At 74.0% G+C, this 7,307-nt stretch carries 8 protein-coding genes and 1 pseudogene; 3 read left to right on the top strand and 6 right to left on the bottom strand.

From position 1 onward, the window contains the following. Together AX737_RS02550 and AX737_RS02545 are read right to left on the bottom strand one after the other, a co-directional pair. A pseudogene (locus tag AX737_RS02550) lies at nt 1–729 on the bottom strand (hypothetical protein); the annotation flags it as partial. Between the two features lie 325 nt (nt 730–1,054). After that, nucleotides 1,055–1,588, bottom strand: a complete 534-nt coding sequence (locus AX737_RS02545; protein WP_066918768.1) for a phosphate-starvation-inducible PsiE family protein — start codon at nt 1,586–1,588, stop codon at nt 1,055–1,057. Nucleotides 1,589–1,848: 260 nt separating this feature from the next. Here AX737_RS02545 and AX737_RS02540 point away from each other — a divergent pair, with 260 nt between their 5' ends. Further along, nucleotides 1,849–2,028 (top strand): hypothetical protein, encoded by a 180-nt coding sequence (locus AX737_RS02540; protein WP_066918766.1) that lies wholly within the window; start codon nt 1,849–1,851, stop codon nt 2,026–2,028. 177 nt (nt 2,029–2,205) lie between these two features. Here AX737_RS02540 and AX737_RS02535 read toward each other — a convergent pair whose 3' ends face one another. The 4 genes from AX737_RS02535 to AX737_RS02520 form a co-directional block, all read right to left on the bottom strand. Beyond that, entirely contained in the window at nt 2,206–2,424 is a 219-nt protein-coding gene (locus AX737_RS02535; RefSeq protein ID WP_066918769.1) for a hypothetical protein, read from the bottom strand. A 140-nt stretch (nt 2,425–2,564) separates the two neighbouring features. Further along, the gene (locus AX737_RS02530) at nt 2,565–2,894 is read right to left on the bottom strand and encodes a hypothetical protein (RefSeq protein WP_066918764.1); all 330 of its coding nucleotides are present in this window, start codon (nt 2,892–2,894) and stop codon (nt 2,565–2,567) included. 120 nt (nt 2,895–3,014) lie between these two features. Then, nucleotides 3,015–3,863, bottom strand: a complete 849-nt coding sequence (locus AX737_RS02525) for a gamma-glutamyl-gamma-aminobutyrate hydrolase family protein (protein WP_066918762.1) — start codon at nt 3,861–3,863, stop codon at nt 3,015–3,017. A 253-nt stretch (nt 3,864–4,116) separates the two neighbouring features. Continuing rightward, entirely contained in the window at nt 4,117–4,866 is a 750-nt protein-coding gene (locus AX737_RS02520; RefSeq protein ID WP_066918760.1) for a DUF4336 domain-containing protein, read from the bottom strand. Between the two features lie 188 nt (nt 4,867–5,054). Between AX737_RS02520 and gudD the strand changes: the two genes are divergently transcribed. Next, the gene (gudD, locus tag AX737_RS02515; protein WP_066918757.1) at nt 5,055–6,416 is read left to right on the top strand and encodes a glucarate dehydratase; all 1,362 of its coding nucleotides are present in this window, start codon (nt 5,055–5,057) and stop codon (nt 6,414–6,416) included. A gap of 153 nt (nt 6,417–6,569) precedes the next feature. Further along, nucleotides 6,570–7,307, top strand: a 738-nt coding sequence (locus AX737_RS02510; protein ID WP_066918755.1) for an HpcH/HpaI aldolase/citrate lyase family protein, incomplete at its 3' end; no start/stop codon positions are given.

The following is a 7,307-nucleotide window of genomic DNA, read 5'->3' as shown; positions in this document are numbered from 1 at the left end:
CGCCGGGGGCGGTCCGCTTCGCCCCGCCGCGGGCGCGGGACTGCCGGGGACGGCCTCCTGCGCCGGCGCGGGAGACCCGGCCTCGGGCGCCTGCCGCGGGGGCGGCCGGAGGGGCTGGGCCTCCGGCAGGGCGAGCGCGGCCTCGTGGCGGCGCGCGGCCGGCGCCGGCTCCGGCGCCTCGGCGTTCGCGACGGCGGGCGTTGTTGCGGGCGCGGCGTGCGCCTGCCGCGGCTGCACCCGCAGCGTGAAGACCGACCGCGCGATCGGCAGCGGGCGCCCGCTCTCCGTGAGCGACAGGGCCGCGACCGCCAGCGTGAAGGCGCCGGTCTGCTCCGGCTGCAGCGTGACGGCGAGGTCGGCGAGCTTCCAGTCCGTCACCTCGATCATGGACCGGTCCTCGGCGGCGGTGACCGCATGGTCCGGATCGCTGAGCCGCGCGCCCTTCGGCAGGCCCAGGATGTAGGTGCTCCCGCCGGCCCGGCCGGGGCGGTTCCGTACCTCGATCAGAAGGGGAATGGCCGCCCCCTGCTCGCCGACCACGTCCCGCGCGGAGACGCGCGGCTCGGCCGGGGCGGCAGCGCCCGGCCCCGCCTCGTCCACCCGGGCGGGCGTTTCGGCGCGCGGCCCGGGGGCGCCCCACGCGCAGGCCTGGAACGCGATCAGGGCGATCGGGAGGCGGGCCCTGCGGATATCCCGGCGGCGCGGAACGACGGACATCACGATCGACATCGAGACCTCCCCTGCGATCGACCGCGCGGCGATGTCCGGCCCGGCCGCGGGGCGCATCGCCCCGCGGCGACGGGGATCGGAACGTCAATCCTCGTCGCGCAGAGAGTGCGGCCTGTGCTTGTTAGGGATGGTATTTGTCCAGACTATGCCTCGGACTTGCATTAACATTTGCGACAGGCACTTGATGATGCGCGATTCCGTGGCCGAACATCCGGCGGCCCGCTGCGGCCGCTCGGATCAAGCCGCGCCCATCACCCCAGTCGGTCGTTGAGTGACGGCCGCCGGCCACGGTCCTGCCCAAGCGGGGCGATCGGCCCGCGCCTCGCTACCCCGCGCTCTCCTCCCCGGCCGGCCGGTTGTCGTCGCGGGCGCGGTGGAGCAGGAAGATCGAGAGCACGATCGCCAGGATCAGGCCCGCCAGCACGCCGAGCTCGATCATCGAGGCCTGGAACAGCGCCTGCTTCTCGGGCGTCCAGTCCTGGCCGTGCATGACCTCGGCCGATTGCAGCGTGACCACCAGCACCCGCCGGATCGAGGCGATCAGCCCGACGATCAGGAACGGCTCGCAGGTCAGCCGCCCGGAGCGCATCGAGACCCGCACCGTGTGCAGGATCTCGACCAGCATCAGGAGGAACAGCAGCCGGTCCACCACCTCCAGGAGCTGCTGTGCCCGGCCGTAGGCGTGGAACGCCTCCAGCGTCAGGCGGCCGGCATCGAACAGCGCGAGCAGCGCCGTCGCGCCGAGCAGCAGGCCCAGGATCGCGTAGATCGCGTGCTCGGTGTGCAGGAACAGGAAGGTCGAGGCCCGCGTCAGCGCGCCCGGTTCCTCGTCCGTCTCGGTCTTGTTCCGTTCGGGCATCGGTGTGGACCCCTCGCGACGGGCGGGTCGGCATCGCCGCCGCGGGATCTTGAGCCTAAGCTGCGCCGTCCGCAACGCCTGTTCGGAAGGGCCGGCCGGAGACGACTGCTTATCCGGAATGCATGATTTTCAATTCAGTCCGGCAATTCTCGGCCGTGCGGTGAGGAAAGTCTTCCACGAAGGCGCGGTGTGTGCCTCTAGTGAAGGAACTTTCGATTGTCCGGGCCTTTGCTTGTGGAGGCGCCGCGGAGAACTCTGGCATGCCCGACAACGACTATCTCATCATCATCCTGGCGGTCGCCACCCTGGCCATCGTGATCGTCGTGGCCGGATTTCTCAGGCGCCGGGTCGCGCAAGCCAAGGGCGATCCCCGGCGTTCGAGCTTCACCGAGCACCATGGCGGCCCCCCGCGCCCCAACCGGCCCGGCACGGACCACTGAGCGCTCTCCGCCGAAGTGGACGCCGGTTCGGCGCAAGAGAGCGCGTCAAGACCAGGACAAGAGCTTGGAGCCCTTCCCGATCGCAACGCGATCGGGAAGGGCTCGAGAGCGGTCCCGAACCAGCCCGTCCCCATCCTCCGTCCGGGCACGCGCTCCGCGCGGCCACCGGCCGCCCCCTCAGGGCGCCGCCGCGTCGTGGCGCGTGCCGGGGCCGGTCGGGATGCCCGGAAGACGGTCGGGCACCTGGGCCGGGTCCGGCGGCTCGTCCACGTCCGGATCGGGGCCCGGCACGCGCGGGCCGGTCGGGCCGGTATCGGGATCCCGCTCCGGGGGCGGAGGCAGGTCGGGCGGGGGCATCTCGCCCGGATTGGGCGGCGTCGGGATGCCGGGCGGCATGCCGGGGTTGACCAGGCGCAGCGATGCGCGGGCGGGCGTGACGGTGGCCATGGACGGCTCCCTGTGTCCCTGCTCTGTCCGGCCCTGACGTGGGGCCCGGGCCCGCATCCGCAACCCGCACCCCGGTGGCCGCGCGCGGCTCAGCAGCCGATGCAGACGCCGGTGTCGAGCGAGCGGTCGAGGCCGGTGCGGCCGGCGCGCACGCCCGAGTGGCGCGGGCCCCGGGCCGAGAAGCCGCCGCGGCGCAGGACCACGCCGGGCGCGACGACGGGGGCCGGGGCGAACTGCACGTTGCGCTGCACCTGCATCCGCAGGGTGTTCAGCTCGCTCGTCTGCGAGAGCTGCTGCGAGCGCATGTCGCTCTGATAGGAGAGCGAGCGGTTCCAGCTGTTCAGGTCGGGCGTGACCTGGGCCTCGGCCGCGCCGGGCAGCGCCACGGCGGCGAGAAGGAACAGGATCGGGGTCCGCATGGTCCACCTCGGGGCTGACGGTCGGGCGAGGATATCAGGAACGACGCGCCCGCGCCCGCCCGGTTCCGGGCGGCGGCTGCGGCATGCTCGGCCCCTCTCGGCGTCGCGCGGGGTCTTCTCTCAGCGCCGGGCGGCGCGGGGCCGGACCAGACGGGCCAGGAAGTTGCCGATCTCGCGCCGCCGCCGGGGCGCCTCCAGCACCTCGGGGCCGAGCCCGTGGCGCCAGGCGAGGTCGGGGCGGTCCTCGCCGTGCAGCGCCGCGACCTCGTCGGCGTAGGCGGCGAGCGCCGCCGCGTCCCGGCACAGGCCGGATTCGAGGATGTCGGGCTCGGACAGGCGCAGCATCGCGGCGATCGCGTCGAGGTCGAGTTCCGGATGGTACTGCGTGCCCCAGAAGGTGCCGGGCCCGAGCCGGAGTGCGAGCGCCTGTACCGCGAGCAGGCCGTTGCCGGCCAGCACCTCGGCGCCCGGCGGCGGCTCCAGCACCGCGTCGAGATGGAGTGCGGGCGCGTCCCAGGTCGCCGGGCGGCCGGCGAGCAGCGGGTGCTCCCGCCCCGCCCCGGTCGGCACGAGGCGCCGGGCGAAGCCGTATTCGGGGCCGCGCGGGTTCGGCCCGGCCGAGCCGCCCGCCACGGCGGCGGCGAGCTGCACGCCCCAGCACGAGCCGAAGACCGGCAGCCCCGCCTCCAAGGCCGCCCGCATCAGGCCGCGCTGGCGCCGCACGGGCTCGCTGTCCTCGCCGACGTGGAGCTGCGAGCCGGTGAAGACCACGCCGTCGAAGGCGGCGAGAGCCGCGCCCGCGGGCAGCGCCGACCCGGCATCGGCCGGTTCGAGGATCGTGCAGGCGACGTCGGCGTCGATCTCGGCCAGCAGCGCGGCGTAGGCCTCGGCCGAGGTCCCGCCCGTGGCGCGGACATGCGCGCGGCGCGCCTCAGCCACGTTTCCGTCGGCCACAAGGATCTGCATCATTCGGTGAACGGGGGCTGTCGGAGGGCGCGAGCGGCGCGGTCCGGCCAACGGCGGCCGCGACCCGGCCGTTCCGGCAGGTGGCCGGGGCGGGTCGTCGCAGAGGATCATGGAGTCGAGAGGTCGAGACCTCTCGCGGGTGCAGGGCGGGGCCCTGCGGCGAAGCCCGCTGCCCGGCAAAGCCGGGCAGCGGGCTTCCCACCCGGGGTTCTACCCCCGGCCCCCCTGGAACGCCTTCGAGATCCCACGACCGTCCTCAGGTCTTCAGCAGCCAGCGCAGCGAGCGCCGCAGCGCCGCGGTCCCGTCGCGGGCGAACCACGCGCCGTGGGCGAACAGAACCCGCTCGGGCGCGAGCGCGACGAGGGCGGCTGCCGCCCGCCGCGCCTCGGCGCCCCCCAGGCGGACCGCGCCGCGCAGGTAGGCCGGCGCCCGCCCGTCCGGCGCGGTGATGCCGACGAGGCGCGCCAACGGGCGCATCCAGGCGGGCAGCCGCCCGGGCTCCAGGTTCAGCACGAGGTCCGTGAGGATCAGGCTGCGGCTGACATCGTGGAAGAAGGCCACCTCGCGGAAGCCCAAGGCCCCCGGCACCACCACCTGCCGCAGGTCGCGGGCCCAGTCGGGCGGGGCTGCGTCGCCGAGGTCGCGGTCGAGGCGCAGGCCCGCGCGCATCCGGGCCCGCACCTGGCCCCGGCGGCGCAGGTTCGGCGCGGCCCAGGTCAGCGCCTCGGGGCAGTGGATCTGCCAGTCCCGCAACAGGGTCCAGTGCGCGATGTTGGGCGCCACGAGATGGCGGATCGGGCCGATCTCGGCGAGCGCCCGGTGCAGGTCCGGGTCGTAGCGCGTCGGCGAGTGCAGCCAGAGGCCGCCATCCGCGAGGCGCACCACGCTCATCCGCACGGGCAGCGGCATCACCCCGGCCGCGCGCAGGGGGCCGCTGTCCACGATCCAGAGGTCGCGCGCCACGGGCTTGGGCACGTCGAGGGGCGGGTAGGTGACGTCGGTCAAGGGCGCTCCGGCTCCGGCGGTTCTGCCGGTCAATCCGGCCGACGCGCCCTGGGTTCTGGTTCGCGCGGATCGATGCATGGACCGCATCGATCGATCCAGCCTTTGGCTTGGACCCGCATCGGCGGGGTTTCTAGAACAGGGCTGGCAGGAGCGGCACGTCAGATGCCGTCGAGACCGGGAGAACGCTCATGCTGGCCGATGCAGTCCAGGCCCCCGCACGCGGGCTCTCGCGCGCGCCCACCGTGACCGAGATGCGGGTCGTGCCCGTCGCCGGCCGCGACAGCATGCTGCTGAACCTCTCGGGCGCGCACGGGCCCTTCTTCACCCGCAACCTCGTGGTGCTCACCGACTCGACCGGCGCCACGGGGCTCGGCGAGGTCCCCGGCGGCGAGGGCATCCGCCGGACCCTGGAGGACGCCCGCGACCTCGTGCTCGGCCAGCCGCTCGGCGCCTGGAACGCGGTGCTCAACGCCATGCGCACCCGCTTCGCCGATCGGGATTCCGGCGGGCGGGGCCTCCAGACCTTCGACCTGCGCATCACCATCCACGCGGTCACGGCGGTCGAATCCGCCTTCCTGGACCTGCTGGGCCAGTTCCTCGGCGTGCCGGTGGCCGCCCTTCTCGGCGAGGGCCAGCAGCGCGACGCGGTCGAGATGCTGGGCTACCTGTTCTACGTCGGCGACCGCCGCAGGACGGATCTCGGCTACCGCGAGCCCGTGGCCCGCGACGGCTGGTTCCGGCTGCGCGACGAGGAGGCGCTGAGCCCCGAGGCCGTCGCGCGCCTCGCGGAAGCCGCCTACGACCGTTACGGCTTCAACGACTTCAAGCTGAAGGGCGGCGTCCTGGCCGGCGAGGACGAGATCGCCGCGGTGACCGCGATCCACGCGCGCTTCCCGCAGGCCCGCGTGACGCTGGACCCGAACGGGGCGTGGTCGCTCGCCGAGGCGATCCGGCTCTGCAAGGGGCGCGGCGACGTGCTGGCCTACGCCGAGGACCCGTGCGGGGCGGAAGCCGGCTTCTCCGGCCGCGAGATCATGGCGGAGTTCCGCCGGGCCACGGGGCTGCCCACCGCCACCAACATGGTCGCCACCGACTGGCGCCAGATGAACCACGCGATCCAGCTCGGCTCCGTCGACATCCCGCTGGCCGACCCGCATTTCTGGACGCTGGCCGGCTCGGTGCGGGTGGCCCAGCTCTGCCGCGACCACGGCCTGACCTGGGGCTCGCACTCGAACAACCATTTCGACGTCTCGCTCGCCATGTTCACCCACGTGGCGGCCGCCGCCCCGGGCAACGTCACGGCGATCGACACGCACTGGATCTGGCAGGACGGCGAGCGCCTGACCCGGGAGCCCCTGCAGATCCGCGGCGGCCTCGTCCGGGTGCCGGAACGGCCGGGCCTCGGGATCGAGCTCGACTGGGCCGAGGTGGAGCGGGCGCACGCCCTCTACCGCGACCACGGGCTCGGCGCCCGCGACGACGCGGCCGCGATGCAGTTCCTGATCCCGAACTGGACCTTCGACAACAAGAGGCCCTGCCTCGTGCGCTGAGATTTCGGCTCCGCCACGGCGGAGCCGCACGCCCCCTGGCGGAGCCGCCCACCCCGGCGGACCGCCAAGCGCGACCGCGCGCCGCCGCCCGTGCGGCGGATCGCGGGGGCCCCGGGAACCGGGGCGCCCGCACCCGAGAATGAGGAGAACCCGATGGACGTCCTGACCAACCGCTTCAAGGCCGCGCTCGAGGCGGGCCGCCAGCAGATCGGCCTCTGGTGCAGCCTCGCCAGCCCGATCTCGACCGAGATCGTGGCCGGCTCGGGTTTCGACTGGCTGCTCCTCGACATGGAGCACTCGGCCAACGACCTGCGCGACATCTACGGCCAGCTCCAGGCGATCATGGAGGGCGAGGCCCACGCCATGATCCGCGTGCCGAGCGACGAGCCCATCACCATCAAGCGCATCCTCGACACGGGCGCGCAGTCGCTGATGATCCCGAACATCGACGACGCCGGGCAGGCCCGCCGGGCGGTGGCCGCCACCCGCTACGCGCCGCGCGGCGTGCGCGGCTTCTCGCAGGCGCCGCGTGCCGCCCGCTTCGGCCGCATCCCGGACTACCACGCCCGCTGCGAGGCCGAGATCTTCGTGGCCGTGCAGATCGAGTCGCGGCGCGCGCTCGACAACCTCGAGGAGATCGCGGGCGTCGAGGGCGTGGACGGCGTCTTCATCGGGCCCGGCGACCTCTCGACCAGCCTCGGCTATCTCGGCCAGCAGAACCATCCGGAGGTGGTGGCGATCATCGAGGAGACGGTGGCGCGCATCACCCGCGCGGGCAAGCTCGCCGGCATCCTCACGGCCAACGAGGATCTGGCCCGCCGCTACATCGCGGCCGGCACCCGCTTCACCGCGGTCGGCTCGGACATGGGCGTGCTCGCCCGCCAGACCGAG

Source organism: Methylobacterium sp. CCH5-D2 (assembly GCF_001556475.1).
In the GTDB taxonomy this organism is placed as follows: Bacteria; Pseudomonadota; Alphaproteobacteria; order Rhizobiales; family Beijerinckiaceae; genus Methylobacterium; species Methylobacterium hispanicum.
This window is presented reverse-complemented; position numbering and strand designations above follow the sequence as displayed.

What these genes read in the sequence shown, in the direction of transcription:
- AX737_RS02545 (WP_066918768.1), bottom strand. Translation starts at nt 1,588, where the DNA reads ATGCCCGAACGGAACAAGACCGAGACGGACGAGGAACCGGGCGCGCTG.
- AX737_RS02540 (WP_066918766.1), top strand. Translation starts at nt 1,849, where the DNA reads ATGCCCGACAACGACTATCTCATCATCATCCTGGCGGTCGCCACCCTG.
- AX737_RS02535 (WP_066918769.1), bottom strand. Translation starts at nt 2,424, where the DNA reads ATGCCGCCCGGCATCCCGACGCCGCCCAATCCGGGCGAGATGCCCCCG.
- AX737_RS02530 (WP_066918764.1), bottom strand. Translation starts at nt 2,894, where the DNA reads ATGCGGACCCCGATCCTGTTCCTTCTCGCCGCCGTGGCGCTGCCCGGC.
- AX737_RS02525 (WP_066918762.1), bottom strand. Translation starts at nt 3,863, where the DNA reads ATGATGCAGATCCTTGTGGCCGACGGAAACGTGGCTGAGGCGCGCCGC.
- gudD (WP_066918757.1), top strand. Translation starts at nt 5,055, where the DNA reads ATGCTGGCCGATGCAGTCCAGGCCCCCGCACGCGGGCTCTCGCGCGCG.